The following is a 26,686-nucleotide window of genomic DNA, read 5'->3' on the forward strand; positions in this document are numbered from 1 at the left end:
TGCCTCAATTCAGAATTCTTGATTCAACCTGCACCGGTTTGTTCGCCCGCAGCATCAAACCGAGGCCGACGAACAACACCGGCACCACCATCGAAAAGTGCCGGGCGAAAGAGCCGAAGTCCGGTTCGAACAGTCCCTGCACCAGCAGAAACGCCATCGGGATCGCGATCAGTTCCTTGGGTTTGGTCTGGATCGGCGCGCCTTTGTAATCGGTCGAGGTAATGACCTTGAACAGCAGCAACGCGGTCATGATCATCAACGACACGAAGATCACCTGGCCCGGGCCGGACAACAGAATCAGCTCCACCGGGAACGACAGCCGGAAGAAAATGATCATCGAGTCCAGCGCCTGCGAGACGAAGTCGCTGCCGCTGAGCCACGACACGATCAACGATTTCGAGCCCTCCTCGCCCGCCGTACGCAGTTCGTTGTTACTGGCGCGAATCGACGACACCGGGAAGCCCAGCGCCAGCTGGATCGCCGTGGCCACCGCCAGATAGAACAGGAACAGCATGAGGAAAAAGGTCGTGCGCGAGACGTACTTCTTCATCACGCAGACGCCCACCCACGACAGCGAAAACAGAATCCAGTACGGCCGGATCAGCACGCCGTAGATCACTGCCGATAAGAAGAACCCGCCGCGATATTTGCGCGTCAGCGAGCTGAGCAAAATGCTCAGCACCGCGACCGACACGATGATTTCCTTGGTCAGGTTTTCCAAAAAGAACGAGCGCACGATCCCCCACAGACACAGCGTGCCGAAGATCGCCAACGGCATGCGCCGAAACACCACCACCGGAATCGCCGTGAGGAAAAAATTGCAGAACATGCCGTAGGCCCAGGCATTGGTCAGGTTGATCCCGGTGGGCCGCAGCAGGAACGCCGAACACTCGTAAGAGGAGCGATCAGGCGAGAACGGGTTCCAGAAGTTGCAGTTGTCGGCCCGCGCGTAAGACGACCACAACGTCATCGCATCCGGGCCTGGATCGCGGGGGATCAACAGCGGCATGGCCACCGACAGAAACAGCCCGGTGAAGAGGATCAGGAACGACAGCGAAGAGTCGAGTTTCTTGCCGCGAAACTCGATGCGCGGCAATTTCAGGCCCATGACAACGCAGCCTTTTTCGCTGTCGTCACACGGGTCAACAAAGCAATCACACTGAGCTGCACAACGATTGCGAAGACGTTGCCCCACGCCGCGCCGTAGATCGAATAGTGCTTGATCAACACATAGCTGACCGGCACCGACACCAACAGACAGATCGCCGCACTGGCGAGCGAAACCCGGCTGTTTTTCGAGGCAATCAGGCCGCCCCAGACGATGTCGCCGATCGCCCGCAGAGCGAAGGAAAGGATCAGCACGCCAAGGATCGCATTGTCCGGACGCGGCACGCTGGTGGCGACGTAATCGAGCACCACGTTGAAGAACAGATAGATCGCCACTGCCACGGCTGCCGACACCACCAGCGAGCGCATGACCCACTTGTTGACGAACAACTGCTTGACCGTGAATGACTGTTGATCCGCCTGGAAACGCTTGGCCAGCACCGGAATGCCGACCACGGCTACTACCGCGTACGACAACGCTTGCAAGGTATTGGCCGCCGACCACGCGTAGACGTATTTACCGAGGCTGGCGTAGGGTTCCAGGTCGATGATCAGAAACCGTTCGGCATATTGACTCAGCGCGATCAGCCCGGTGCCGAGATAAAACGGCAAACCGGCCTTCCACACCGTGCCGGCGGCCAGTGTGCCCGTCGTCCGCCCCTTATGCACCCTCACCACGATCAGGTAACCGGCGACGATCACCAGCACATTGGCAATCACCCAGAGCCAAAGCACGCTGGCCACACCGGAAATCCAGCCGAGCATCATCCCGCCCACGGCCAACAGCGCCCAGAGACCGGTCTTGATGAAAAACAACACGGCGCCGGCTGTAGCTTTCTGTGCCGAAAACACAAACGAATTGATTTCGAACGACAGGTGTTCGGTGAGCAATACCAGCGTCACGCAAAGCACCACCGCCGCTGTCGCCTCGACCTGCTGGAACAGCGAGTAGATCAACACCGTCACCAGCGACAACGCCAGCCCCACGGACACATACAACAGCAGCACCTTATCGACAACCTTTCGCGAACTGCCGCCGACACTGATCAGCCGATTGATTTCAGAGCTGAAGCCCACGCTGTAGAACTTTGAGGCAATGAACGAAGCCGCCATCACCACGCCGTAAAAACCCAGGGCGTCGTAGCCCAGATAGCGGGTGATCGCCAACACCAGCAAAAACTTCGCGCCCAAGGCTCCGCCGCGAAGCAACAGCCTGAATATCATCGAACGATACCTTTGATGATGTCGTCCATGGCCACGGTTTTCGCTTCGATTTCACGGCAGGTATCGGTCAGGCGCTTGCCGAAATTCGACAGCGCATTCGGCGCGTAGACCGTGTCGATAATGGTGTCGACATTGATGTCGCCGCCATTGATCACCCAGTCCTCGACGCCCATGTCCTGATAGGCGCCAAAGCCTTTGCGCTCGTAGCTGATGTGGTACGCCGGCACGCCCGAAAGCAGCGATTCGATGGCGCCGTGCAAGCGCACGGAAATCACCAGGTCCGGTTGATACTTGGCGATCGTGGCTTTCAACGACAGCAAGTCTTCGGTAATGCCCAGTTCGCGATAGAACGCACCGTCATCATTGCCACGCACCGCGCTTTGCACGGCGCACACTACTTGGCTTTTTTCCTTCAGGCGCTGCAGCAGCAACTTCAAGTTGGCGACGTAGGCGACTTTCTTGTCTTTGCTCCACTCCGGTGGCTTGCGCAGCACCACGCAGACCGTGGCTGGCGATGCCGCGCAGCGAGTGAACTTAGGCTGCTGAAGGATTTTGCTCGCCAGCGACTGCACGGCCAGGTCTGGCGCGCGGTAGACATTTTCATGAGCGTCGAAGATCGCCGAAGAACGGTTGTCGCGCACGAACACCGCGTCGGCGCTGGCGTAATGCTCGACGATCTTGCTGCTCTCGCCGTGGAATGGCCCGATGCTTTGCGGCAGGTATACCGACGGCACCTTGCTGAGGATCGCGGTTTCCAGTTGCTTGGCGTGGCCGAGCTTGAGTTTGATGTGCTCGAAAGCGCTTTTCGAACGCATGTAGCCGCCACCGACGCCAACAATAAGATCGGTTTTCTTCAACAGATCCGCCAGCCCGGCATAGGACTGGTTAAGAAACACTGCCTGCTTGACCCGGCCCAAGCCCTTGGCCGCCATCACCGGGGCGTCGAAGCGCGGGTGCGGCAAGTAGCTGAAAGAATCCGGATCGGAGGCGACCACGCTGATCGCGGTGTCGTCACCAAAGTTGCGCTGCACCAGGGCAATGGCCAGATCGACGAGCAAGCCGTCACCGGAGTTGGACGCACTGTAGCCATGCAAAATCGTTACGTTCATAAGCTGAGTTCTACTTAATAAGTGGGAGCGCAATACACGTCATAGGTCTGGCGGATCATCAACGCGGCGCTGAAGCGCTCGCGGACGATGCTGCGCCCTTCGGAGCCGAGGTCGAGCAACCGCGGCTTCTGGATTTGCGCCAGCACATCGGCCAGCGCCTGGTGATCACCGGACGGGAAGACATAGCCCGAGACGCCGTGCGTAACCAGTTCCGGCAGCGAGGTGCAATTGCTCGCGATCACCGGCAGCCCCATGGCCATGCCTTCCAGCGGCACCATGGCGAAACCTTCCCAGCGACTCGGCACAATCAGCGCATCGGCTTTCTGGTACAACGCCTGCACTTCGCTCGGCGTGACCCATGGCAGGTATTCGACCGAATCCATCGGCGGGCACTCGACCGAATCCTCGTTGACCGCGCTGCCGACCACCGTCAGTTTCAGGTCATTGCGCTGCACCTTGGCGAAGGCCTTGAGCAGCACGTCGAAGCCTTTCTGGTAATCGAGACGGCCGACAAACAGCAGATGAATCGGCTCGGGGCTCGCGGCTTTCGGCGCGTCATCCTTGTGATGAATGCCGTTGTAGATCAGCTTCATCCGTTTGCGCTCGATGCCAAACCGCGCGGCTTTGTCGAGTTCGTACTGGCTGACGCAAATGATCACGTCGGTGACTTTCTGCAGCACTCGCTCGATCCACGCATAGACTTTCTGCTTGGTCGGCGAGCTTTCCATCAGGAACGAAAACGCGTGCGGACAGTAGACGATTTTCGGCTTGCGCCACGGTCGCAACAGCACACACACGCAACGGCCGATCACTCCGGAAAAGGTGCTGTGCAAATGCACCACATCGGGTTTCTCCTTGAACAGCACTTGCCCCAGACGCCAGGCGAAACGCAGCAACGACGACACATTGCGCCCGGTGCGCGGGAACGTGCGGATCTGTTGCGCTTGAATGCCGTGTAGTTCTTTTGCCTGATCTTCCGGCACCAGATACACCAGCTCGTAGTTCGCCGCATCGCCTTCGGGGGAATCCGAGATCGTGCGGATCACGGTCGCGACGCCACCTTTGATCGTCTCTGCCACGTGCAGTATTTTTTTCACAAATCACCCACTTCAAACAGGAAAAAACAGTCGCTGACAGTCAGGATTTGTCGGACGCGTATTCGTAGCTGTAGCCGTAGCCACCGTTGCCGTAGTAGCTCGCGGCACGCTTCTCGACGCCGTTGAACACCGCGCCTTTCAATTCGATGCCGTTCTGCGCGAAGCGGCGGATGGTCAGTTCGATCTCCTTGGCCGGGTTCACCCCGAAGCGCGTGACGATCAGGCTGATGCCCGCTTCACGGCCGACAATCGCTGCGTCGGTCACCGCCAGCAGCGGCGGCGTATCGATGATCACCAGGTCGTAGCGTTCGCTCAGCTCGGCGAGCAAGTCGCGGAAGTTGGCGTGCATCAACAGCTCGGAAGGATTGGGCGGCACCTGCCCGCGACTGATGAAGTGCAGGTTGTCGACTTCGACTTTGTTGATCGCCTGGTCGATGCTGCAGCGCTTGACCAGCAGGTCGGACAAACCGTTGGTGATCGGCGTGTTGAGGGTTTTGTGCAGATGCCCTTTACGCATGTCGGCGTCGATCAGCACCACGCGCTGGCCGCTCAGCGCCATGACCGCCGCGAGGTTGGACGAAACAAAAGTCTTGCCGACCTGCGGGCTCGGCCCGGAAATCATGATGCGGTTGTTGGTCGAATCGAGCCCGGCGAAATGCAGGCAGGTGCGCAGGCTGCGGATCGATTCGATCGACAGATCGGTCGGGTTGCGCAGCGCCAGCAGGTAAGCCGGCTTATCCACGCCGTCGCGGGCACGCCCCTTTTTGTTGTCCTCTTCCTGCTGCAACGCGCTGTAAGGAATCGACGCGTACACCGGCAAACCGAGTTGCTCGATGGCCTCCGGGCCTTCCAGGCCTCGGCTCAGGGATTTGCGCAGCAGCACCAGAGCCACGCCGACAAAGGCACCGAAGAATGTCGCGATCAGCACGATCAGGGCTTTTTTCGGTTTGACCGGGCTGGTCAGGTCGACGTCCGCGGTGTCGATCAGGCGCACGTTGCCGACCGCACCGGCGCGGATGATGTCCAGCTCTTGGGATTTGTTCAGCAGTTGCGTGTAGATCTGCGAAGCGACTTCGACATCGCGGGTCAGGTTAAGCAACTCTTGCTGCGTGGCTGGTAAGTCACCGACCTTGCCTTCGAGCGACTTCTGCTGCTGCACCAGTTCACCGAGTTGGCTCATCAATGCACGATAGGCCGGGTGCTGTTTGGTGAACTTGCGATCCATCTCCGCCTGCTGCATTTTCAGCTCGGAGATCCGCGTTTCCAGCGCCACCGACTGACCGAGCACCGATTGCGTTTCCAGCGAGATATTCACGGTCTTGCCGTGGGTCTGGTAGGTATTGAGCGCGTCGCTGGCCTTGGCCAGATCACGCTTGACCTGCGGCAATTGGCTTTGCAGGAAGGCCAGGCTCTGCGCGGCTTCGGCCGAAGTGCGGCGCACGTTCTGATCGACGTACAGCGACGCGATCTTGTTGAGAATCTTCACCGCTTCTGCGGCGTCGCTGCTGGCGAGCGCCAGCTTGATAATCCCCGATTCCTTGCCCTGCTCGGAAATATCCAGCGCGTCCTGATAGCCCTGAATGGTCACGATCCGTGGGTTGCGCACCACTTCGAAACGCGTGCCGGGGTTGGCCAACAACTGGCTGATTTGCCCTTCTACGCCGTCCTGCGCGAACGCTTCACCGGCGACGCCGTCGGCCAGCAAATTGTCGTTGTCATCAAACAACTGAAAGCGGTGTTGCTCGCCAGCGACCAAGGTGAGTTTCTTGCCGAGCAGTTCTTTGGGCAGATTGAGCCGGGCGAACTCCAGACGCTCACCGCCCCAGGCATAGCTGCTCAGGCCGAAACGCGGCGCGGCGACGCTGGTGTCGGTTTCACCGCGATAACGCCGGGCGAGAAAGCCACCGATGACCGGGAAGGTGTTGGGCGTAACGTCGATGTCCAGGCGCAGGTCGTCGACGGTTTTACCGATGACGGCGCGGGATTTGATGATGCCGATTTCGGTCACCGACGGCGACTGCCCGCCGAGCATGCTGTTGAGGTCGGAAAAACCGAGCATGTCGTTCTTTTTCGGCTCCACCTGCACCAGCGCGTTTGCCAGATACACCGGCGTTGCCAAAACCGCATAGGCCACGCCGGTGACCATGAAGGCGCCGGTCAGGGCGCCGATCAACCACTTCTGGTCAATCAGACTGCCGAAGATGCCGAGCAGATCAATACTGTCTTGATCATTGTCGCGGGTGCCGATTACTGACGGTAACTGCATAAGTCTGTTCTTACCATTCACTGTTCTGAAGAATATTGATCAATGCCCGAGGCGCTGCGCCCATGAACTAACAGCATCTTCAATCAATGCATGAGCATGAATAAAAGCGGCCTTGCCTTGACGATACGGGTCTTGTATTTCGCGCTCGCTCTGCCACTTGCCGAGCAGAAACACTTTGCCTCGCGCATGAGAGGCGATCTTCAGTACTTGATTTACATGCTGTTTTTCCATGACCAGAATCAGGTCTGAGTCATTGACGATGTCCGATGTCAGTTGCCGTGCCTTGAAGGCTTTGGCACAGTGCCCATGGTCTTCGAGCACCTGCCGGGCCGAAGGCTCGACACCCTCACCCACCCGTGCGGCAAGGCCTGCGGAGGTCACCGTGATCGCCGAGGAGCCCAGCGCGTTGCGTAGCAACAGTTCGGCCGTAGGACTTCGGCAAATATTGCCCACGCACACAACGAGGATCTTTCTGAACAAGGTTTTACTTTCCTGTGTAATGTCAAACGGCCAACATCCCGAGGGCATTTGAATGAACCCTCAAGATCTTCCTGCACTCAGAAATAGATTCGCCCTGTTAGTACTGGAGCATTAAGTACCACAGCGTTTAAAAGCGCCCCAACCACAATTAGCGGACTAAAAATAACTGTGATTTTCAGATCTTTGTTTTCCGACAAAAAATAACATTCGTGCACTAAGTGCCATCACCTCACTCGAAAATTGAGCAACGAGATCATTCTTCGTAGTTGTCACTTCTCTTCGGGAGAGCAGACATGAAAATCAAACATCTCAAAAAAATCGGCGCGCTGGCGCTGATGATCGCGGGCGCTACCACTCAGGTTCATGCGAGCGAAACGTTTCCCAACCTTCCGGCCAAGAACATCGGCGTTCAGGTGAAGATTCAAAACTTCTCTGCCGCCGACGCCGCGCAAATCAAATCGGCAGGTTTTGGTTTTGTACGCTTCGGCGTGTGGAGCGACAGCCTGACGGCCAAGGCTTATCAGAAACAGGTCAGTGATGCGTTTGCGGCGGCTGGATCGGCCGGTCTGCCGGTGCTGTTGACCGTGCGCGCGATCAAGCCGTTGACGGCCTCAGCGGACAACACCGCTGAGCTGGCGGGCGCTGGCGAGGCATTTGCCAAAGCCGTAACAGGACTGGAAACCTCCTACGGTTCGCAATTGGTGGCGATTGAACTGTGGAACGAACCGGATCTTGAGACCTACTGGCCGACACGAAATTTCGACACGACCTTCGTGCCGTTCATGAGCGCCGTGTGCAAGTCGTTGCAAGGCAAACCGCCAGCAACACCGGTGGTCGGTTACGGTTTCGCCCGGCCCCCGACCGCAGGCTCGGCCTCAACCGTGGCGCTAAACCGCATCGTCAGTGAATACCCGAAATGCCTGAGCGCCGTGTCCTATCATCCCTACGGCATGACCGCCACGCAGATCAGCAACGCGCAGGCGTTTATCCAGCAAAACTTTCATTTACCGGGCGTGATCAGTGAATGGGGGATCTCGGCGCTACCTTCCAACGGCGGAGCCGAAGGACAGGCGAGCAAGATCAACGCGTTCATCGGCGACGTTAAAAAACTCAAGATCCCGCTGACCTCCATCTATGAATGGAAGAACAGCGACTCCGGCAGTAACGAGCGAGAGAAAAACTTTGGCTTGCTGACCTCGGACGGTCAGCCGAAACCGGCGCGAATGTCGATCGAAGCCTTGTTGAAGGCCGAGTAGGCCTGTGCAGCCGACCTGTTCACAGGTCGGTTGCTTTGAACCTGTTGGCTGTTTTGGCATCGTATTCATCGATAGCGCGCCCCACCTTTCAAACAATCGTCCTCAGGTTGTTGCCACAGGGGCCATCGATACACATATGTACCCTTGAGTGGCTGTCAGCGCTCGGGTAATGTCATCAGACCCATAGGACAGAGCACGCCCATGACTTCCAAGCTGGAACAACTCAAACAGTTCACCACCGTTGTTGCCGATACTGGCGACTTCGAAGCGATCGCCCGGGTCAAGCCGGTCGACGCCACCACCAACCCTTCCCTGCTGCTCAAGGCGGCGGCCATTCCGGCGTACGCCGAGCTGCTGAATGCCTGCGTCAGCGACTGCAAGGGCGATGTCGGCCTGGCCAGCGACCGTTTTGGCGTCGCCGTCGGCCAGGAAATCCTCAAGGTGATCCCGGGCCGCATCTCCACCGAAGTGGATGCGCGCCTGTCGTTTGATAAAGATGCCGTGCTCAAACGCGCGCATCGCCTGATCGAGCTGTACGACAAGGCCGGCATTGGCCGCGACCGCGTACTGATCAAGATCGCCTCGACCTGGGAAGGCATCCGCGCCGCCGAAGTGCTGGAGAAGGAAGGCATCCAGACTAACCTGACCCTGCTGTTCTCCTTCGCCCAGGCCGCTGCCTGCGCCGACGCCGGCGTATTCCTGATTTCGCCGTTCGTGGGCCGCATCTACGACTGGTACAAAAAGGCCAACGGCAACGACTACACCGGCGCCGATGATCCGGGCGTACAGTCGGTGACACGCATCTACAACTACTACAAGGCCAATGACTACAAGACCGTGGTCATGGGCGCCAGCTTCCGTAACCTCAACCAGATCGAGCAACTGGCCGGCTGCGACCGCCTGACCATCAGCCCGGACCTGATCGACAAGTTGGCAGCGGACACCGGCAAACTGGAGCGCAAACTGGCCCCAGGTCACGCCGGTGAAGCCCGTCAGAGCCTCAATGAAGCGCAATTCCGCTGGTTGTCCAACGAAGACGCGATGGCCACCGAGAAACTGGCCGAGGGCATCCGTCAGTTTGCTCGCGACCAGGAGAAGCTTGAGGCGCTGTTGCAGGCCAAGCTGTGATTTGAGTTATTGAAATGCAAAAAGGGCGAACCCGCACGGGTTCGCCCTTTTTCATTTTGCCTGCACTGATAAATGTATCGACCGACTCGACGCTATCGCGGGCAAGCCCGCTCCCACAGGGTATGTGGAGAACCTGAGTTTCAGATTTCACGCGATCATTGTGGGAGCGGGCTTGCCCGCGATGAGGCCGGCCGGGACAACACCTCATGAGATCAGTGTCTTTCGAGGGCATTGACCAGGTCATGGAACGCTTCACGATTGGAATCGTTCAGGCCCATGAGGATCTTGTGCGCTTCAAGCACCTTGATCCGCACCACTTCTTCCGACTGGTCCTGATCCGGCAGGTCGTCCAGGCACTCCGGGCACGGCACCGGGTGGTTGACGATGTTGAACACCTGCTCGAACCCCATCGATTGCAACAGACGGGTGATGTCTTCGTGGGTGGTGACGACAGTCGGCAGCAGGCCGACCTTCTGCCGCGACAGGATCGACAGCTTGGCCAACAGGCCCAACGTCGTGCTGTCGATGCTGCGGGTTTCGGTCAAATCGATCACGATCGCGTTGAAATTCAGCGCGGTGAAGATTTTCTCAATAGTCGCATCCAACGCCGAACACAGGGTCAGGCGAACTTCACCGACGAACTTCAGGACGAAGGTGCCGTCCTGCTCGGCGAACTGGATTCTACCGGTACTCATTAAAGATTCCTGCTCAACACCAACAGGGCGATATCATCCGGCATCTCCCCTAGCGTGGCCAATCCGAACACTTGCCGCAGACCATCCAGGCTGCCGCCCGCCGACTTCACCCGTTGAGGCAAAGCGGCTTCTTTTTCTTTGAGCGTAGGTTCTGGCAAAAGATCCAGAATGCCATCGGACATCAGCGTCAGGCTGAACGTCGGCGGCAGCTCAAGCACGTGGTCTTCGTAGGTGGCTTCATTGAAGAGGCCCACCGGCAGACCGCGTCCTTCCAGATAACGAACACTGTCAGGCGTGTACAACACAGGCAACGGCAGATGGCCGCCGATGCTATAGGTCAACAAACCGGTCTCCTCGTCGATGACTCCACCGACCATTGTGACGTGTTTACCCAGCTTACAACTGATCAGCCCCCGGTTGATATGACCAAGGACTTCCGAAGGCTTGAATTCCGGCAAGGTGCCGTTGCGCTTGGATTCGAACAGCAAGCGCGTGGTCATGAACTTCAGCAGCACCGTGACGAAGGCTGAAGAGGCGCCATGACCGGATACATCTGCCAGGTAGAACGCAACCCGGCGCTCGTCGACCCGGAAATAGTCGACAAAATCACCCGACAGGTACAACGACGGGATGATCTGGTGGGCAAACTTGAACTCGTCGATGCTCCACGGGCTTTCCGGCAGCATGTTCATCTGCACCTGGCGACCGGCGTTCTGGTCTTCCTGGAGCAGGTTCAGGCTGGCCTCAAGCTCGCGGTTGGCCTTTTCCAGCTTCTCGCGGTAGCGCTGGTTTTCCAGCAGCAGGCGCGCACGATCCAGGGCCCGGCGCACGGAGTGCTCGAGCACGGCCAGATCTTCGAGGGGCTTGATCAGGTAATCCGCCGCGCCGAGGCGCAGGGCCTCGACCGCGTCGTTCATCACGCCGGCACCCGAAACCACGATCACCGGCGTTTGCGGTGACAGCTCGGTGACCTGACGGATGAGTTCGAGACCGCCCATCTGCGGCATGCGCAGATCGCAGATGACCAAGTCGGGCTGTTCTTGCTCGAATACCTGAAGACCCTGTTGGCCGTTGCTGGCCTGCAGGACGCTGAAACCACTGTCTTCCAAATAGGCCGCGAGGCTCGCGCGCACTACTTCGTCATCATCGATTATCAGCAGCGTGGCACTGGTTTTTGGCATGTGGGCAAACGGCGCCAGAATTAGGTTGGCGTAGTTGGCGAGGCATTTGGCCCTGCGCAGACTACTGGATTCGCTTTCTAGCCTCTCTGCTGCACCGCTTTCGAGCATTGGCCGTGAACGCGGTTGCACCAGAGGTGCCCTTCTAAGGCGCAGACGGTACTCCCATCCGCGGGGTGTTTCAAGCTTGCGCCGATGGTCGCTTGACGACTTTACTTGTCAAATCACCGAGAGTTATAAGAACAGCTCAAACCGTAACCCAATGGAAGGACGACGCCATGAGTCAAACCGGTCGGGACTACAGCGAAAAGCGCGATTTCATCCGCATGCGGGTCGATGCCGATGTCGTGTTGATTCATCAAGGGGATGAGGTTTCAGCGGTGTGCATCGATCTCTCCAGCAGCGGCATGCAGGTCGAAGCGCCACGCCAGTTCGCGGTCGGTGATCGCTTGAGTGTGCGGATCGACTCCGATCACGCGGCGCTCAGCGGGCTTGAAGCCGAGACCGAAGTGGTCTGGGTCCGGTCACAGGATGGCGGCGGCCAGAAGCTCGGCCTGACCATCCTGGAGATGAAATAGCTGCACACAAAAAAGGCGACCCTGAGGTCGCCTTCCTTTTACCGGTCGAGATTAAAAATCGTCTTCGACCTGGCCATCCTTCACTTTGAACTCGCGGTTCTGCAAGTAAGCGTTGCGGATGAAGGTGTATTTGTCGCCGCTGATCAGCTTCTCGCTCGACAGCAGGCTGGCGCGGGTGTCGACGATGTTCAGGCCGAAGATCGAGTTACGCACCGGCACATCGTTGATGTAGCGGTACATACCGGTGTAGCTGTCGACATACTTGGAAGGCGCGTCACGCAGGGTGCTTGGCCCCATCAGTGGCAGCATCACGTATGGACCGCTGCCGACGCCCCAGTAGCCGAGGGTCTGGCCAAAGTCTTCGTCGCTGCGGTTCAGGCCCATTTGGGTGCCGACGTCGAAGAAGCCGAGCAGGCCGAACGTGGTGTTGAAGATCAGGCGTGCAGTGTCGACGCCAGCCGCAGCCGGTTTGGCCTGCAGAATGTTGTTGGCCAGGTTGGTGACATCACCGACGTTGCGGAACATGTTGTGGATGCCGTCTTCGAGGAACTGCGGCGTCACGAACTCATAGCCCTGCGCCAGCGGTTTCAGGGCGTAGGTGTCGACGAAGTCGTTGAACTGGAAGATCGGACGGTTGACGCTTTCCCAAGGGTCTTCTTCCGTTGCGGCCTGAGTGGCGAACGGAGCCAGCAACAAGCCGGCACATACACTTAGCTGAGCGAGCGAATTGCTCCAGCGCATAGAAAAACTCCTTGGATTTGTACTGTCGCAGGCGACGGGGCCCACGGTTCAAGGGCGACAGTATAAGCGCAAACGGCGTTTTGGGCAGTCCACCTGAATTTCGTCTGTAGGACGTTTCCCGCAGGCCTGTCATCCAACTGTCACTGACCGTCCCTAGCCTTGACGCTATTTCAGGGACGTTTCCATGTCACAGGCCGAATCCTTGCCCCTCGCCGTGCCCAGCCTGACTGCCGTGTTGTTCGGACTCAGCGGTTGCCTGGTGGATTTCGGCGCCCGTACACGACAGCTCACCAGCATCTTGCCTGAACACGCCGAAGCCACTCCCGGCGCATTGGAGAGTCTGCACAGCCTGCAACGCCAGCGAATTCCGTGTGCCTGGATGGATGAATTGCCTTCGGCCCTCGCCCTGCCGCTATCGGCTGCCTTGCCGACGTGGGTGAAGCCATCGCAACATTCCGCAACAAACAATCCATGGCCTGCTCCCAACGCTTGCTGGCAAGCATTGATGGGGTTGAATGTCGATCGTCTGGACGGCTGCGTGCTGGTCAGCGGCGAGCCGCGATTGCTCCAGGCCGGCCTGAATGCCGGGCTGTGGACCATCGGCCTGGCGTCCTGCGGTTCGCTGTGCGGCCTGGCGCCGAGTGAATGGCACGCCCTGGCGCAAAAACAACGCGAGCAATTGCGCGGCAAAGCCACCGTGCAACTGTTCGGGCTCGGCGTGCACTCGGTGATCGATCATCTTGGCGAGCTCGACACCTGCCTGGCAGACATCAGCCTGCGCCGGTTCAAAGGCGAAAAGCCCTGATCGGGATCATGCAGGTTTGACGCGAGTGGATTAATCTAAAGGTCAGCCATAGACCTTTGGCGCGCGGCTGCGGTCAATGCCAGTGCCTCTCGATAAAAGGAAAACACCATGCCCGCCCAAGAACTGCAGAAACAGCTCGATACCCTGCGCGAGCAGCTGGAGCAGAATCCACCGCTTTCGGAAGCTGAACGCGAAGACCTGCATGCGCTGATGGCGCAGATCGAATCGGAAATAAAACTGGAAACCGCCACGCAAGATGCGAGCATCGCCGACGGCGTGAACCTGGCGGTTGATCGCTTTGAACTCGAACACCCGGCGATTGCCGGCACCCTGCGCAATATCGTCAACGCGCTGGGCAGCATGGGGATCTGATTCCCAAAATCAAAAGATCGCAGCCTGCGGCAGCTCCTACAGATGTTCAATGTAGGAGCTGCCGCAGGCTGCGATCTTTTGATCTTACTGACGCACCAACCGATGGTTCGGCAGCTGCACGTTGTCGGTGCTGCGATACGGGTTGATGTCCAGACCACCGCGACGCACGTAGCGTGCAAACACCGTGAGCTTCTCAGGTTTCAGCAGCCGCTGCAGATCAAGGAAAATCCGCTCCACACACTGCTCATGGAAGTCCGAATGCTGGCGGAAGCTGACGATGTATTCCAGCAAGCTCGCATGATCCAGCGCTGAACCACGATACTCCACCACCACCGTGCCCCAGTCCGGCTGACTGGTCACCGGGCAGTTTGATTTGAGCAGATGGCTGTGTACCGTCTCTTCGACAGTTCGCGAGTCATCGCAACGCAGCAGTTCCGGGCGCGGATGCTCATAGTTGCTGACGCTGATATCCAGATCATCGATGCACACGCCCGGCAAAGCCACAACGCCTTCCGCCTCAACATCCTTCAGGCTACGCACGCGCACACCAACCGGTTTGCCGGCAGCGGCTGACAGGTCCTTGACCAGCGTTGCTTCCAGCGTCGCAACGTCGGCAAACGGCGTCTGGTTCAACGAGTTCAAATACAGCTTGAACGACTTCGACTCGATGATGTTCGGCGAATCCGCCGGGATGCTGAATTCGCCGATCGCCACCACCGGTTTGCCGGACGGCAACAGCCACGACAACTCGAAGCAGTTCCAGAAATCCACGCCTTTATACGGCAGGGTTTCGGCGGTCAGGCCCAGCTCGGCCCATTTCGCGGTGCGCGGAATCGGGAACAGCAGGGACGGCGTGTACGTGGCGATGTATTCGCTGGATTTGCCCAGCGGCGAGTGTTCGGCTGCGGGATGCATGGCGGAAACCTGACTGAAGAATCAGCGGATTCTACCAGCCTTTGCGCGTGCCTTTGAGTGCTTACTGACTGACAGTCAATTTGCCGACCATGCCCGCCTGGTAATGGCCGGGAATATTGCAGGCGAATTCCAGGCTCGTTGCCTTGCTGAAGGTCCAGGTCAGTTCGGCAGTCTTGCCCGGCTCGACTAGCACGCTGTTCGGATCATCATGCTTCATGCCATGGCCCATCGCTGCGTGATCCATGCCGGCCATGTCGTGGGACATTTCTTTCATGCCGGTAGGCGTGAGCATGCCGCTTTGCTGCATCTGCAACATTTCCTGCTGATGCTTGGCATGCATCGCCGCGTCACCGAGGTTGAATTCGTGCAGTAACTGGCCTTTATTCACCAGCACAAAGCGAACGGTCTCACCGGCCTTGACCTCAATTGCCTTGGGATCGAACGACATGTCATTCAGCACCACTTCAACACTGCGCGTGGCTTGGGCTGCGGGCGCCGGCTGGCCGAAATCATAGGTATGGGCTGGCGCGGCCCACACTGGCGAACTCAGCGCCAACAAACACAAGGCCAGGGATTGGCGTAAAAACATGGTCGTTCTCCAACAAGATAAGGTTCAGCCTGTGGGAAACTCTAGCGGGCCTGAGCTGGCATCTACCTGACCGGCAGATTACAACTTTGTCAGGTTGGCGTTTGTCGCGTTCCCGCAAGGTATAACGCTTTCATTTCTGCACCCCGAATCCACTGAGTCGCCCATGAAACTGCTGATCGTCGAAGACCAAGCGAAAACCGGCCAATACTTGCACCAGGGTCTGACCGAGGCCGGGTTCAACACCGAATGGGTGGCCGATGGCGACAGCGGTCAACAACTGGCACTGAGCGGTGATTATGCGCTGCTGATCCTCGACGTGATGCTGCCCGGGCGCAACGGTTGGCAGATTCTGCAAACAGTGCGCAGTGCCGGGCTGGATACGCCGGTACTTTTTCTGACGGCCAAAGACGCCGTGGAAGACAGGGTTCATGGCCTTGAGCTGGGTGCCGACGATTATCTGGTGAAACCTTTCGCCTTCTCTGAACTGCTGGCGCGAGTGCGCAGCCTGTTGCGTCGCGGCAGCGCCACACCGCAGGAAACCAGTCTGCAACTGGCGGATCTGCGCCTGGACCTGATCCGCCGTCGGGTCGAACGCAGTGGCCAGCGCATCGACCTGACCGCCAAGGAATTCGCCTTGCTGGAGATGCTTTTGCGTCGCCAGGGCGAAGTGCTGCCGAAATCGCTGATCGCTTCGCAGGTCTGGGACATGAATTTCGACAGCGACACCAATGTCATCGAAGTGGCGATCCGCCGCTTGCGCCTGAAGATCGACGACGAATTCCCCAACAAACTGATCCACACCGTGCGCGGCATGGGTTACGTGCTTGAAGAGCGTTGTGCCTGATGCGCCGCTTGTCCCTGAGTTCACGTCTGGCGTTATTGTTTGCCGCTTGCACCGCCGTGGTTTCGCTGTTCGCCGGCGTGTTGTTCAACCGCGCCAGCGAGGCGCACTTCATCGAGCTCGACCAGCAACAACTGGATGCCAAACTGATCGGCCTGCGCCGCGCCCTGCAAAATGTGCGGCCCGCGGAAAGTGCCGCGCGGCTGGCCGATGAGCTCAGCCGTCAGGCCGACTTGTCGCTGAGGATCACCGGCGGTGACGGCCAACGCTGGTATGACAGCTCGACGCTGATCCCCAAGGATTTACCGCCACCACCCGGTCTGTCGACAATCAGCAGCGCCGGCACCGATTATCGGGTGCTCAACGCCCCGCTCTACCCGGACAAAACTGATTCGCCGCAACTGACCCTGTTGCTCGACATCACCCATCACCAGCACTTTCTGCAGCGCATGCAGCACTTGATCTGGCTGACCGTCGGTCTCTCGGCACTGGCTACGGCGCTGCTCGGCGCATGGGCTGCCCGCAGTGGTTTGCAGCCATTGCGGCGCATGAGCGCGGTGGCTCGCGGGATTTCCGCACACTCGCTCAACGCCCGACTGCCAGAAGCGCAAATTCCTCCCGAGCTTGCGGAAATGGCCCACAGCTTCAACGCCATGCTCGCCCGCCTCGACGACTCGTTTCAGCGGCTCTCGGCGTTCTCGGCCGACATCGCCCATGAGCTGCGCACACCGCTGTCGAACCTGCTGACCCACACGCAAGTCACCCTCACCCGCCCACGGCCGATCGAGGATTACCGCGAAGCGCTGCACAGCAATCTCGAAGAGCTGCAATGGATGGCGCAACTGGTCAATGACATGCTGTATCTGGCCAAGGCTGACCACGGTTTGCTGATGCCCAAACGCGACGCGCTGGAACTGGCGGATGAGGCAGATGTGTTGCTGGAGTTTTTCGCACCGCTGGCGGAGGACGCCGGGGTCAGTCTGACGCGCGAAGGTCATGCGCGGATCGACGGTGACCGCAGTATGTTGCGGCGAGCCTTGTCGAACTTACTGGATAACGCGTTGCGGTTTACCCCGGCTGACGGCGGAGTGAATGTGCGGATCGTTGATCAATCGAGCGCTGTGCGGGTTTCAGTAGAGAACAGTGGCGAAGGGATTTCAGCTGAGTTGTTGCCAAGGCTGTTTGACCGGTTTTATCGAGCCGATCCGGCGCGGCAGGAAGGCAGCAGTGAGCATGCGGGGTTGGGGCTGGCGATTACGCAGTCGATCGTCCGCGCGCATGGGGGGCAGATTCATTGCGAATCCGAGGCGGGTTGGACGCGGCTTGTGATTGAGTTGCCTCGAACCTGATCATTCCCACGCTCTGCGTGGGAATGCAGCCCGGGACGCTCCGCGTCCCTTCCAAAGCCGAACGCGGAGCGTTCGTTGAGGCATTCCCACGCAGAGCGTGGGAACGAGCATGGAGTGGCTTACGAATATCTCAGGGCGTGAGCCGGCTCGATCTTCGCCGCTCGCCACGCCGGATACACCGTCGCCAGAAAGCTCAGAATGAAACCCGCCGAGCAGATCAACAGCACATCCCCCGCCTGCAATTCCGACGGCAGATTGCTGACGAAATACACGTCTGAACTGAAGATGTGCTGGCCGCTGACTCGCTCGATCCAGCCGACGATCTGACTGACATTCAGCGCGGCAATCACACCCAGCACGCCGCCAATAATAGTGCCGACAATGCCGATTACTGTGCCCTGCACCATGAAGATCGCCATGATCTGCCGTGGCGTGGCGCCGATGGTACGCAGGATCGCGATGTCCGCGCCCTTGTCGTTCACCACCATGATCAACGTCGCGATGATGTTGAACGCCGCCACCGCGACGATCATCAGCAACAGCAGGCCGATCATGGTTTTTTCCATTTTCATCGCGCTGAACAGACTGCCCTGAGTGTGCGTCCAGTCGTCAGCCTTGAACTCGGCGCCCAGACTGGCGGCGATGTCCGCGGAGACTTTCGGCGCGGCGTACAGGTCTTTCACCGCCAGACGCACGCTCTGCACCTGATTCGGTTCCCAGTGCTGCATGGTCGCGGCATCAGCCACGTGGATCAGGCCCATCGAGCCGTCCAGTTCAGCGCCAACCTTGAACACACCCACCACGTTCAGCCGCTGCATACGCGGGGTGATGCCACCCGGTGCAGTGCTGACTTCCGGGACGATCAGGGTGATCTTGTCGCCGACATTGAGGCGGAAACGTCGTGCAGTGATTTCACCAATCACCACACCGAACTCACCCGGTTTCAAGGCATCAAGACGGCCCTGCACAATGTGCTGGGCAACGATCGATACCTTGCCTTCCTGGGCCGGATCGACACCGCTGATCTGAATCGGCTGCATCAAACCCTTGTAGGAAAGCATGCCTTCCATTTCGGTGAACGGCACAGCGGCAGTCACTTCAGGATTTTTCATCGCAGCGGCGGCGACGGGCTGCCAGTCATCGATCGGCTTGACGCCAACGATGGTCGCGTGCGGCACCATGCCGAGGATGCGCGAGCTCATTTCGCGCTGGAAGCCGTTCATCACCGACAACACCACGATCATTGCCAGCACGCCGAGGGCGAGGCCGATCATCGAGGTCATCGAAATGAACGAAACAAAGCGATTGCGGCGCTTGGCGCGGGTATAGCGCGTGCCGATAAAGATCGATAACGGTCTGAACATTCGCTGGGGCACCGTATAAAAATAAAAGACCCGACGCCGTTTCCGGCGTCGGGTTTCAGCCAATCAGATAGGCGTGAGGCGACCTTCTTGCAGGTGCAGTACGCGATCCATCTGGCGGGCCAGGTTCATGTCGTGAGTCACCACCAGAAACGCGGTGCGCATCGAGGTGCTGAGTTCCAGCATCAAATCCTGAATGCCCTGGGCGGTGTGGGAGTCGAGGTTGCCGGTCGGCTCGTCGAGCATCACCAGGCCTGGCTTGTTCACCAGAGCTCGAGCGATGGCGACACGCTGACGCTCACCACCGGACAATTCGGACGGTTTGTGCTCCAGACGATGGCCGAGGCCGACGCGTTCCAGCAAAGCGGTCGCGCGCTGACGGGCTTCCGGGATCGGCGTCTTGCCGATCAGCAGCGGCATGCAGACGTTTTCCAGCGCGGTGAATTCCGGCAGCAAGTGGTGGAACTGGTAAACGAAACCAAGTGCACGGTTGCGCAGCAGGCCGCGCTTCTTCTCGCTCAGCGCCGACAGTTCTTCACCGTCGAGCCAGACGCTGCCCTTGGTCGGCGTGTCCAGACCACCGAGCAGGTTGAGCAAAGTACTTTTGCCCGAACCTGAGGTGCCGACAATCGCCACACGCTCGCCCGGGTGCAACTCCAGTTGCAGACCGGCCAGCACTTCGACCGACTCCGGGCCTTCCTCGTAGGATTTGCCCAGGTTGCGGCAGCTCAAGATTGCTTGTTCACTCATGCCCGACTCACTCATAACGTAGCGCCTCCGCCGGCTGGGTGCGCGCGGCACGCCAGGCGGGATACAGGGTGGCGAGGAAACTCAGAACCAACGCCGCGGCGCAGACCATGACGACATCCTGGCTCTGCACCTGCGACGGAAGATAATCAATGAAATACACGTCAGCATTAAGGAATTTATGGCCGATCAGGCCTTCCAGTGCCGAGATCGCGGCGCTGACGTTAAGCGCAGCGAAAATACCGACCACCGCGCCAATCGCCGTGCCGACCACGCCGATCACCGTGCCTTGCACCATGAACGTGCGCATGATCGTGCCCGGCGTCGCGCCCAAGGTGCGCAGAATGGCGATATCACCCTTCTTGTCATTCACCACCATCACCAACGTGGAAATAATGTTGAACGCGGCAACGGCGACGATCAGCAGCAACAGCAGGCCGATCATGGCTTTTTCCATGCGGATCGCTTGATACAGATTGCCGTGGGTACGGGTCCAGTCGCGGGCGTAGTAATGGTCTTCGCCAAGCTGCTGAGCGATGTTCCATGCCACACGCGGCGCCTGGAACAGGTCGTCGAACTTCAGGCGGATGCCCTGTACCTGATCCGGTTTCCAGCGGTGCATCTTCGCCAGATCCTGCAGGTTAGTGACGCCCAGATAGCCGTCCAACTCACCGGCGCCGACATGGAAAATGCCGACCACGGTAAAGCGTTTCATGCGCGGGAACATCCCGGCCGGGGTCACGCTGACCTCCGGCGCGACGAAGGTGACTTTGTCACCGATGCCCACGCCCAGCTTGGTCGCGGCCTTGTCGCCAATGACGATGCCAAAACTGCCCGGCGTCAAATCGTCGAGTTTGCCCTGCTTCATGAAGTTGTCGATGATCGACACGTTGCGCTCGAGCGCAGGGTCGATGGCATTGAGCAACACCTTGGACACCTGGCCGTTATTGGTCAGCAGACCCTGCATCTGGGTGAACGGCGCAACGGCCGTCACCTGCGGGTTCTGCTTGACCTTGGTGGCCAGGCTTTGCCAATCGTTGATCGGCTCGGTGGATTCAATGGTCGCGTGGGGCACCATGCCCAGCACGCGGGTGCGCATCTCATGATCGAAGCCATTCATCACCGACAGCACGACGATCATCACGACCACGCCAAGGGCGAGCCCGATCATCGAAGTCAGGGAAATGAATGACACAAAATGATTGCGACGCTTTGCACGGGTATAACGCGTGCCGATAAATACGAAGAGAGGTCTGAACATGTCGGGGCTTGTTCGGAGGGAAAAGGAACGTCCTTGTGGCGGGGGTCGATAACCAGCTTTACACTCAGACCACCGCCGCTACCATGGGTTCGCCATGTCGACATTAGATGAAGAAGATCGCCGCGAATACTACCGTATCGAGGACACGATCGCACTGGAAATTCGGCCCCTGTCCGCTCCCGAAGCCGCAGGCCAGGAAGTGTTGCAGGATGCTTCCCCACTGTTCAACCTGCTCAGCGAACTGCACCTGAGCGAATTCGAGTCGCAGCACTTGTTGCGGCAGATCAGCGAGCGCGACCGGGCCATCGCCGCGTTCCTCAAATCGCAGAACAAACGCATCGACCTGCTCAGCCAGGTGGTCGCCCTGACCGTGCTCGGCCACATTGGCGAGCCGCAACCCGTGATCATTTCCGAAGGCGGGATCGACTTCCAGCACCCGACGCCGATTGCCGCCGGCGCCCACCTGTCGGTGAAACTGGTGCTGATGCCGCAAGCGCTCGGCCTGCTGCTGCGCGCCCGTGTCACCCATTGCGACCGCAAGGGCGACGGTTATGACGTCGGCACCGAGTTCGAACACTTGACCGACGCCCAGCGCCAGTTGCTCGCCCGCTATATCTTGCAGAAGCAGGCCCAGGAACGACGACTGGCCCGCGAACAGAACGAATCAGGCATTTAATTTAAGGAAGAACCGTGACCCTCATCTACGGCCACCGCGGCGCCAAGGGCGAAGCACCGGAAAACACCCTGAGCAGTTTTCAGGAATGTCTCAAGCACGGCGTGCGCCGTTGCGAACTCGATCTGCACCTGTCCAAGGACGGCGAGTTGATGGTCATCCACGACCCGACCCTCAAACGCACCACGGATCGGCGCGGCAAAGTCGTCGAGCACACCGCCGCCGAGCTGGTGACCTACGATGCGCGCAAGGGTGGCCCGGGCTGGATCAAGCCGTGCCCGATTCCGACGCTGGAAGAGTTGTTCGAGCAATGCGATTTCGAGCACTGGCAATTGGAAGTCAAGAGCGCTTCACGCACCCGCGCCGCAACCACGGTGCTGGCGATTCGTGAAATGGCCCAACGCCACGGCCTGCTCGACAAGGTGACAATCACCTCGAGCTCGCGGGAAGTTTTGAAAGCAGCGCTGGATCTGGTGCCGGACGTGTCGCGCGGACTGGTCGCCGAATACGCCTGGCTCGACCCGTTGAAGGTCGCGGCCAGTTACGGCTGCGAGATTCTTGCGCTGAACTGGACGCTGTGTACGCCGGAACGCCTGCAGAAGGCGCAGCGTCAGGGGCTGCATGTGTCGGTATGGACCGTCAACGAGCCTGCGCTGATGCGCAGACTCGCCGACTTCGGCGTTGACAGCCTGATTACAGACTTTCCCGGTTTGGCCACTGCCACGCTCGAGAATTGCTGAAATCGGTCTCCCCGGCCGGCTCAGGCCACCGGCCGGAGCCCGTCAAAAAAGCCGGTTGAGGCCGTCGTACGCCGCTACCCGATAGGCTTCGGCCATGGTCGGGTAGTTGAACGTGGTGTTGACGAAGTACTTCAGGGTGTTCAGTTCGCCCGGCTGGTTCATGATCGCCTGACCGATGTGGACGATCTCCGACGCCTGATAACCGAAGCAGTGAACGCCCAGCACTTCCAGGGTTTCACGGTGGAACAGGATCTTCAGCATGCCTTGCGGCTCGCCGGCGATCTGTGCACGCGCCATGCTCTTGAAGAACGCCTTGCCGACTTCGTACGGCACTTTGGCCTGGGTCAGTTCCTGCTCGTTCTTGCCGATCGAGCTGATCTCCGGAATGGTGTAGATGCCGGTCGGCACGTCATTCACAAAGCGCCAGCTACCGTTATCAACGATGCTGCCAGCGGCCGAACGGCCCTGGTCATGGGCGGCACTGGCCAGGCTCGGCCAGCCGATCACGTCACCGGCACCGTAGATGTTCGGCACGCAGGTGCGGTAAGCCTCGTCGACTTCGATCTGGCCGCGGCTGTTGACCTTGACGCCGATGTTTTCCAGGCCCAACTGGTCGGTGTTACCGGTACGGCCGTTGCACCAGAGCAAGGCGTCGGCCTTGATCTTCTTGCCCGACTTCAGGTGCAGAATCACGCCGTTGTCCACGCCTTCTACGCGGTCGTAGTCTTCGTTGTGGCGCACGGTGATGTTGTTGTTGCTGAAGTGGTAGCTCAACGCCTGGGAGATTTCCGAGTCGAGGAAGCTCAGCAACTGACCACGGTTGTCGACCAGCTCAACCAGTACACCCAGACCGCTGAAAATCGACGCGTATTCGCAACCGATCACGCCGGCGCCGTAAACGATCAGTTTGCGCGGGGTGTGGCCGAGGCTGAGGATGGTGTCGCTATCGTAGATACGCGGGTGGTGGAAATCGATGTCCGCCGGGCGATAAGGACGCGAGCCGGTGGCAATGATGATGTGCTTGGCCACCAGTTTTTCGACCACGCCGTTGGCGCAGACCACTTCGATGGTTTGCTCGTCAGCGAAGCTGCCGGTACCGAAGAACACGTCGACACGGTTACGGGCGTAGTAGCCGGTACGCGAAGCGACTTGTTTGGAAATGACTTTCTCGGCGCTTTTCAACACGTCCGGGAAGGAGAACCAGCGTGGCTCGCCGATCGCCCGGAACATAGGATTGGTGTTGAACTGCATGATCTGCCGCACCGAGTGACGCAGTGCCTTGGACGGGATGGTACCGAGGTGGGTGCAGTTGCCGCCGACCTGGCGACGGCTGTCGACCATCGCGACCTTGCGCCCTGCTTTGGCGGCGTTCATTGCCGCGCCTTCTCCCGCCGGGCCGGAACCCAGCACCACCACGTCGTAGTTGTAGACAGCCATGCGTACTCCTCAGAACAGGCCGCGGTGCCAGCAGCACCGGCGGCTAAATCACGCCGAACGGCGGCGCGAAGGAACAATTGGGGGTCAATCAAGAACCCGGACACAGTCTATAGAAGCGTCAACGCCGCGCACATTAACCCTTGGTCGCGTCGTAGGCTACTTTTGCCTGCACTACAACGCCAGCTTTCGTATTGTTCTCAGTCAGTTTTTTCGCCACTGAGGCGCTCGAAAGCCTTGTTGGTGCGGACGATAAAACCTGTATCGGCACGAATCACAAAGAATGCACCAACGTCATGTTTTTCGGCATAGTCCCACGCCCTTTCGGGGCCGAGAATAAGCAACAGCGTCGATAGTCCATCAGCCATCAACGCTGAAGGATGAATCACCGTGACTGACGCCAGGTCATGTAGGACGGGCGCACCGGTACGCGCATCGAAGGTGTGGGAATAACGCCGACCGTCCTGCAGGAAATAGTTGCGGTAGTCGCCGGAGGTCGAGACGCCATAGCCATCGACATTGATGATGCGCTCGGCGATTTGTTGATCGTCGCGGGGTTGTTCCAAGGCAATGCGCCAAGCTGAGCCGTCGAGTTTTTTGCCTTTGGCCTTTAATTCGCCCGTGGCTTCAGCCAGGTAATCGTGAACGCCCAGCGCGTCGAGCCTGGCGGCGATGGTGTCGACGGCATAACCGGCGGCGATGCTGTTGAAGTCGACTTCGACAGCGGCGTCTTTACACAGTTGATCGCCATTGATGCGCAGATGCTGATGGCCAACCCGCGGCATCACCTTTGCCAGTACGGCGGCATCAGGGACTTTCTCTTCACGACCTTGCGGACCGAAACCCCAGAGATTCATCAGCGGCTCGACAGTGAGGTCGTAGGAACCTTCGCTTTGCACTGACAGTTGTTCGCCGACGCGGATCAATTCGAGTACCGATGCGGGCATCTTCTGACAGCTATTGGCGGGCAAAGCGTTGAAGCGTTCGATGTCCGAATCGTTGCGGTAGGTGGACAGCTGCCGATCGACTTCGCCGAGGATGCCCTCCACTTCACTGCGAACCTGCGTTGATTCAGGCATGCCAGCGTGGCGCACGTACTTGATCGAATACGTGCTGCCCATGGTTGGCCCGCCAAAGCTTTCCATGGAATCGCCATTGCCGCAGCCAGCCAATATGCCAGCCAGCATCACAAGCCCAAGCAACCGTCCAGTGAACAATTATTCATCTCTCCGTAAAACCACGGCGGCCATTATGAATTAAAGGATCTGCAACATCTTTATACAAAATCCAATAGTGAGTACCTGAACATGTCCTCCACCACGGGCAAAGGCAAAGCGATCTTCCGCGTTGTCAGCGGCAACTTCCTCGAAATGTTCGACTTCATGGTCTACGGCTTCTACGCCACGGCCATCGCCAAAACCTTCTTCCCCACCGACAGCGCCTTCGCTTCGCTGATGCTTTCGCTGGCGACCTTTGGTGCCGGTTTCCTGATGCGACCGCTGGGGGCGATCTTCCTCGGCGCCTACATCGACCGTCACGGTCGTCGCCAGGGTTTGATCATAACGCTGGCGTTGATGGCGGCCGGCACTGTACTGATTGCCTGCGTGCCGGGGTACGCCACGCTTGGGGTCGCTGCGCCACTATTAGTGCTGTTCGGCCGTTTGCTGCAAGGTTTCTCGGCGGGCGTGGAGCTGGGCGGCGTGTCGGTGTATCTGGCAGAAATCGCCACGCCGGGCCGCAAGGGCTTCTTTGTCAGTTGGCAGTCCGCCAGCCAGCAAGCGGCGGTGGTATTCGCCGGTTTGCTCGGTGTCGGCCTCAACCACTGGCTGAGCCCCGAGCAAATGGGTGACTGGGGCTGGCGCGTGCCATTCCTGATCGGCTGCATGATTGTGCCGGTGATTTTCGTCATTCGTCGTTCGCTGGAAGAAACCCCGGAATTCCAGGCGCGGAAACATCGCCCTACCTTGCGGGAAATTGTCCGCTCGATCGGTCAGAACTTTGGCATCGTCATCGCTGGCATGGCGCTGGTGGTGATGACTACGGTTTCCTTCTATCTGATCACCGCGTACACCCCGACCTTCGGTAAGGCCGAACTGCACTTGTCGGATTTCGATGCGTTGCTGGTGACGGTGTGTATCGGCCTGTCGAACTTCTTCTGGTTGCCGGTGATGGGCTCGGTCTCTGACAAGATCGGGCGCAAACCCCTACTGCTGGCGGCGACGATTCTGGCGATTCTTACCGCTTACCCTGCCCTGTCGTGGCTGGTGGCGAATCCGAGCTTCAGCCATTTGCTGATCGTCGAGTTGTGGCTGTCGTTCCTTTACGGCTCGTACAACGGCGCGATGGTGGTGGCGCTGACCGAGATCATGCCGGTGGAAGTGCGCACAACGGGGTTCTCTTTGGCCTACAGCCTGGCGACGGCGACGTTCGGCGGGTTTACGCCGGCGGCGTGTACGTACCTGATTCATGTGCTGGATAACAAGGCTGCGCCGGGGATCTGGCTCAGTGGCGCGGCGGTGTTGGGGTTGATTGCAACGTTGGTACTGTTTCGTGGCAACAAGCATGAACTGCGCACGGCGCAAGCAGCCATCCCTGGTGGCGCCCGATAGGACGCTATCGCTGGCAAGCCAGCTCCCACAGGGTTTCGGGTGTTAACGCAATTGTGCAATTCACCAAGAAACCTGTGGGAGCTGGCTTGCCAGCGATGAGGGCATAAAGCAAAGATCGCAGCCTTCGGCAG

26 protein-coding genes are annotated in these 26,686 nt (G+C 59.0%); 10 read left to right on the forward strand and 16 right to left on the reverse strand.

What is annotated here, in order from left to right:
- Window positions 1-4: 4 nt before the first annotated feature.
- Genes PMI37_RS27935 through PMI37_RS27960 form a run of 6 tightly spaced genes read right to left on the reverse strand, consistent with a single transcriptional unit; the run spans window position 5 to window position 7,283 of the window.
- Complete coding sequence (locus PMI37_RS27935; RefSeq protein ID WP_008087701.1) at window positions 5-1,108, reverse strand: hypothetical protein; 1,104 nt, start codon at window positions 1,106-1,108, stop codon at window positions 5-7.
- On the reverse strand, window positions 1,099-2,331 hold the full coding sequence (locus tag PMI37_RS27940; RefSeq protein ID WP_008087703.1) for a hypothetical protein: 1,233 nt from the start codon (window positions 2,329-2,331) through the stop codon (window positions 1,099-1,101). Before PMI37_RS27940 ends, PMI37_RS27935 begins: the two co-directional genes overlap by 10 nt.
- Window positions 2,328-3,440 carry a polysaccharide pyruvyl transferase family protein gene (locus PMI37_RS27945; protein WP_008087704.1) on the reverse strand — a complete coding sequence of 371 codons (1,113 nt, stop codon included), beginning with the start codon at window positions 3,438-3,440 and terminating at the stop codon, window positions 2,328-2,330. The genes PMI37_RS27940 and PMI37_RS27945 overlap by 4 nt, the downstream gene beginning before the upstream one ends.
- A 14-nt stretch (window positions 3,441-3,454) precedes the next feature.
- Window positions 3,455-4,537, reverse strand: a complete 1,083-nt coding sequence (locus PMI37_RS27950) for a glycosyltransferase family 4 protein (RefSeq protein WP_008087706.1) — start codon at window positions 4,535-4,537, stop codon at window positions 3,455-3,457.
- A gap of 40 nt (window positions 4,538-4,577) precedes the next feature.
- The gene (locus tag PMI37_RS27955) at window positions 4,578-6,803 is read right to left on the reverse strand and encodes a polysaccharide biosynthesis tyrosine autokinase (RefSeq protein ID WP_008087707.1); all 2,226 of its coding nucleotides are present in this window, start codon (window positions 6,801-6,803) and stop codon (window positions 4,578-4,580) included.
- 39 nt (window positions 6,804-6,842) lie between these two features.
- A complete protein-coding gene (locus PMI37_RS27960) occupies window positions 6,843-7,283 on the reverse strand; it encodes a low molecular weight protein-tyrosine-phosphatase (RefSeq protein WP_045123330.1) in 441 nt (146 codons plus the stop codon).
- Between the two features lie 293 nt (window positions 7,284-7,576).
- Here PMI37_RS27960 and PMI37_RS27965 point away from each other — a divergent pair, with 293 nt between their 5' ends.
- Both PMI37_RS27965 and tal read left to right on the forward strand, forming a co-directional pair.
- On the forward strand, window positions 7,577-8,539 hold the full coding sequence (locus PMI37_RS27965; RefSeq protein WP_008087710.1) for a cellulase family glycosylhydrolase: 963 nt from the start codon (window positions 7,577-7,579) through the stop codon (window positions 8,537-8,539).
- A gap of 201 nt (window positions 8,540-8,740) precedes the next feature.
- Window positions 8,741-9,667, forward strand: coding sequence for a transaldolase (tal, locus tag PMI37_RS27970; RefSeq protein WP_008087712.1), 927 nt, complete (start codon window positions 8,741-8,743; stop codon window positions 9,665-9,667).
- 212 nt (window positions 9,668-9,879) lie between these two features.
- Here tal and rssC read toward each other — a convergent pair whose 3' ends face one another.
- Window positions 9,880-10,362 carry an anti-sigma factor antagonist RssC gene (gene rssC, locus PMI37_RS27975; RefSeq protein WP_003226553.1) on the reverse strand — a complete coding sequence of 161 codons (483 nt, stop codon included), beginning with the start codon at window positions 10,360-10,362 and terminating at the stop codon, window positions 9,880-9,882.
- Complete coding sequence (rssB, locus tag PMI37_RS27980; protein WP_045123320.1) at window positions 10,362-11,543, reverse strand: two-component system response regulator RssB; 1,182 nt, start codon at window positions 11,541-11,543, stop codon at window positions 10,362-10,364. Before rssB ends, rssC begins: the two co-directional genes overlap by 1 nt.
- 275 nt (window positions 11,544-11,818) lie before the next feature.
- Between rssB and PMI37_RS27985 the strand changes: the two genes are divergently transcribed.
- A complete protein-coding gene (locus PMI37_RS27985; protein ID WP_008087716.1) occupies window positions 11,819-12,118 on the forward strand; it encodes a PilZ domain-containing protein in 300 nt (99 codons plus the stop codon).
- 51 nt (window positions 12,119-12,169) lie between these two features.
- On the opposite strand, the gene PMI37_RS27990 is transcribed toward PMI37_RS27985, so the two are convergent.
- Complete coding sequence (locus PMI37_RS27990; RefSeq protein ID WP_008087717.1) at window positions 12,170-12,859, reverse strand: MlaA family lipoprotein; 690 nt, start codon at window positions 12,857-12,859, stop codon at window positions 12,170-12,172.
- A gap of 184 nt (window positions 12,860-13,043) precedes the next feature.
- On the opposite strand from PMI37_RS27990, the gene PMI37_RS27995 reads away from it, so the two are divergent.
- Window positions 13,044-13,664, forward strand: a complete 621-nt coding sequence (locus PMI37_RS27995) for a hypothetical protein (RefSeq protein ID WP_008087719.1) — start codon at window positions 13,044-13,046, stop codon at window positions 13,662-13,664.
- Window positions 13,665-13,772: 108 nt separating this feature from the next.
- The gene (locus PMI37_RS28000; RefSeq protein WP_008087721.1) at window positions 13,773-14,036 is read left to right on the forward strand and encodes a DUF4404 family protein; all 264 of its coding nucleotides are present in this window, start codon (window positions 13,773-13,775) and stop codon (window positions 14,034-14,036) included.
- 84 nt (window positions 14,037-14,120) lie between these two features.
- Here the strand turns inward: PMI37_RS28000 and queF are convergent, their stop codons facing one another.
- Together queF and copI are read right to left on the reverse strand one after the other, a co-directional pair.
- Window positions 14,121-14,951, reverse strand: a complete 831-nt coding sequence (queF, locus tag PMI37_RS28005; protein WP_008087722.1) for an NADPH-dependent 7-cyano-7-deazaguanine reductase QueF — start codon at window positions 14,949-14,951, stop codon at window positions 14,121-14,123.
- Between the two features lie 61 nt (window positions 14,952-15,012).
- On the reverse strand, window positions 15,013-15,540 hold the full coding sequence (gene copI / locus PMI37_RS28010; protein ID WP_008087724.1) for a copper-resistant cuproprotein CopI: 528 nt from the start codon (window positions 15,538-15,540) through the stop codon (window positions 15,013-15,015).
- A 163-nt stretch (window positions 15,541-15,703) separates the two neighbouring features.
- Between copI and PMI37_RS28015 the strand changes: the two genes are divergently transcribed.
- Entirely contained in the window at window positions 15,704-16,384 is a 681-nt protein-coding gene (locus tag PMI37_RS28015) for a heavy metal response regulator transcription factor (RefSeq protein ID WP_008087726.1), read from the forward strand.
- Window positions 16,384-17,730 (forward strand): heavy metal sensor histidine kinase, encoded by a 1,347-nt coding sequence (locus PMI37_RS28020; protein WP_008087728.1) that lies wholly within the window; start codon window positions 16,384-16,386, stop codon window positions 17,728-17,730. The genes PMI37_RS28015 and PMI37_RS28020 overlap by 1 nt, the downstream gene beginning before the upstream one ends.
- Window positions 17,731-17,849: 119 nt before the next feature.
- Here PMI37_RS28020 and PMI37_RS28025 read toward each other — a convergent pair whose 3' ends face one another.
- The 3 genes from PMI37_RS28025 to PMI37_RS28035 all read right to left on the reverse strand — a co-directional run bounded on the left by PMI37_RS28025 (window position 17,850) and on the right by PMI37_RS28035 (window position 21,099).
- Entirely contained in the window at window positions 17,850-19,094 is a 1,245-nt protein-coding gene (locus tag PMI37_RS28025) for a lipoprotein-releasing ABC transporter permease subunit (RefSeq protein ID WP_008087730.1), read from the reverse strand.
- Window positions 19,095-19,157: 63 nt separating this feature from the next.
- Entirely contained in the window at window positions 19,158-19,856 is a 699-nt protein-coding gene (lolD, locus tag PMI37_RS28030) for a lipoprotein-releasing ABC transporter ATP-binding protein LolD (RefSeq protein ID WP_008087731.1), read from the reverse strand.
- Window positions 19,849-21,099: a lipoprotein-releasing ABC transporter permease subunit gene (locus tag PMI37_RS28035; RefSeq protein WP_008087733.1), complete on the reverse strand. Its 1,251-nt coding sequence runs from the start codon at window positions 21,097-21,099 to the stop codon at window positions 19,849-19,851. Before PMI37_RS28035 ends, lolD begins: the two co-directional genes overlap by 8 nt.
- Window positions 21,100-21,193: 94 nt before the next feature.
- Here PMI37_RS28035 and PMI37_RS28040 point away from each other — a divergent pair, with 94 nt between their 5' ends.
- Complete coding sequence (locus tag PMI37_RS28040; RefSeq protein WP_008087736.1) at window positions 21,194-21,775, forward strand: PilZ domain-containing protein; 582 nt, start codon at window positions 21,194-21,196, stop codon at window positions 21,773-21,775.
- A gap of 14 nt (window positions 21,776-21,789) precedes the next feature.
- Window positions 21,790-22,512 (forward strand): glycerophosphodiester phosphodiesterase, encoded by a 723-nt coding sequence (locus PMI37_RS28045; protein WP_008087738.1) that lies wholly within the window; start codon window positions 21,790-21,792, stop codon window positions 22,510-22,512.
- 42 nt (window positions 22,513-22,554) lie between these two features.
- Here PMI37_RS28045 and sthA read toward each other — a convergent pair whose 3' ends face one another.
- Window positions 22,555-23,949, reverse strand: a complete 1,395-nt coding sequence (gene sthA / locus PMI37_RS28050) for a Si-specific NAD(P)(+) transhydrogenase (protein WP_007984277.1) — start codon at window positions 23,947-23,949, stop codon at window positions 22,555-22,557.
- Between the two features lie 197 nt (window positions 23,950-24,146).
- On the reverse strand, window positions 24,147-25,133 hold the full coding sequence (locus PMI37_RS28055) for an FAD:protein FMN transferase (RefSeq protein WP_177323344.1): 987 nt from the start codon (window positions 25,131-25,133) through the stop codon (window positions 24,147-24,149).
- Between the two features lie 120 nt (window positions 25,134-25,253).
- On the opposite strand from PMI37_RS28055, the gene PMI37_RS28060 reads away from it, so the two are divergent.
- A complete protein-coding gene (locus tag PMI37_RS28060; protein WP_008087743.1) occupies window positions 25,254-26,555 on the forward strand; it encodes an MFS transporter in 1,302 nt (433 codons plus the stop codon).
- Window positions 26,556-26,686: the final 131 nt, after the last annotated feature.

The organism is Pseudomonas sp. GM80, from assembly GCF_000282515.1.
GTDB lineage: Bacteria > Pseudomonadota > Gammaproteobacteria > Pseudomonadales > Pseudomonadaceae > Aquipseudomonas.